A 1,258-nucleotide genomic window follows, 5' to 3' on the forward strand; every position below is an offset into this window, starting at 1 on the left:
GGGGGGGGGGGGGGGGGGGGGGGGGGGGGGGGGGGGGCCCCCCCCCGGGCCCCCCCCCCCCCCCCGCGGGGGGGGGCGGCCGGGGGGCCCCCCCGGGCCCCCCGGGCCCCCCCCCCCGCGGTGCAGGGGTGCGGTGTCCGGTCAGGACCGGGCCACGAGGCTGGCCGGACGCATGTCCGTCCAGTTGGCGTCCACGTAGTCGGTGCAGCCCTGGAGGCTGTCCTCGCCGTGGACGACCGTCCAGCCCGCGGGGACCTCGGCGAACACCGGCCACAGCGAGTGCTGGTTCTCGGCGTTGACCAGGACGAAGTAGCGGCCGTCGGCGTCCTCGAACGGGTTGGTGGCGCTCATCGCGGTTGCTCCTTTGTGAAGGTGATGCGTGGTGTCAGTGGGGGGACGCCGCGGTCGTCGCGACCGCGCGTCCGTCGATTATTGGTGATCTCGTCTGCCGGTCAGGGGGCGTCCGTCACGGCCTCCCGGGAACCGGCGCCCGGCCGCGCCGCGAGGAACGCCGCGAGCTCGGCCACGGTGGGCCGGGCCAGCAGGTCGGCCACGCCCAGGTCCGGGCCGAAGGACTCGCGGACCTCGTGCAGCAGCGACATGACCAGCAGGGAGTGGCCGCCGAGGTCGAAGAAGCTGTCGTCGATGCCGACGTCGGGCAGGCCCAGGACCTCGGCGAAGACGTTACACAGCGTCTTCTCGGTCAGGTCGCGCGGGGCCCGGCCGGTGCCGCCGACGGCCATGTCGGACGCGGTCGGCGCCGGGAGCGCCTTGCGGTCGAGCTTGCCGTTGACGGTCAGCGGCAGCGCGTCGAGGACGACGAACGCGGACGGGACCATGTACTCCGGCAGTTCGGCCGCCAGCGCCGCACGGACGGCCACGGCATCGATCCCGTCCGAAGCGGCCGGGACGAGGTAGGCGGCGAGGCGCTTGACGCCCGGGGTGTCCTCCCGGACCACGACAGCCGCATGAGCGACCGATTCGAGGCGGGTCAGCGCGTCCTCGATCTCACCCGGCTCGACCCGGTAACCCCGGATCTTCACCTGGTCGTCGACACGACCGAGGAAGTCCAGCAGACCGTCGCGACGCCAGCGTACGACATCGCCGGTGCGGTACATCCGGTCACCCGGCGCACCGAACGGATCGGCGACGAACCGGCCCGCCGTCAGCCCCGCACGGTCCAGATAACCACGCGCCAGACCGACACCGGAAACATACAACTCCCCCGGCACACCCACCGGAACGGGCCGCAGCCAAG

The 1,258-nt window shown here is 73.8% G+C and carries 2 protein-coding genes and 1 pseudogene; all 3 read right to left on the bottom strand.

Going from position 1 to position 1,258, the window contains the following annotated elements; translation table 11 throughout:
- Positions 1-141: 141 nt before the first annotated feature.
- On the bottom strand, positions 142-351 hold the full coding sequence (locus tag I5Q34_RS23305; protein ID WP_199894346.1) for an MbtH family protein: 210 nt from the start codon (positions 349-351) through the stop codon (positions 142-144).
- 101 nt (positions 352-452) lie between these two features.
- Complete coding sequence (locus tag I5Q34_RS36115) at positions 453-839, bottom strand: phosphopantetheine-binding protein (RefSeq protein ID WP_374193051.1); 387 nt, start codon at positions 837-839, stop codon at positions 453-455.
- A gap of 3 nt (positions 840-842) precedes the next feature.
- Positions 843-1,258 (bottom strand): annotated as a pseudogene (locus I5Q34_RS36120) (non-ribosomal peptide synthetase); the annotation flags it as partial.

Source organism: Streptomyces sp. AV19 (assembly GCF_015999245.1).
In the GTDB taxonomy this organism is placed as follows: Bacteria; Actinomycetota; Actinomycetes; order Streptomycetales; family Streptomycetaceae; genus Streptomyces.

What these genes read in the sequence shown, in the direction of transcription:
- I5Q34_RS23305 (WP_199894346.1), bottom strand. Translation starts at nt 351, where the DNA reads ATGAGCGCCACCAACCCGTTCGAGGACGCCGACGGCCGCTACTTCGTC.
- I5Q34_RS36115 (WP_374193051.1), bottom strand. Translation starts at nt 839, where the DNA reads ATGGTCCCGTCCGCGTTCGTCGTCCTCGACGCGCTGCCGCTGACCGTC.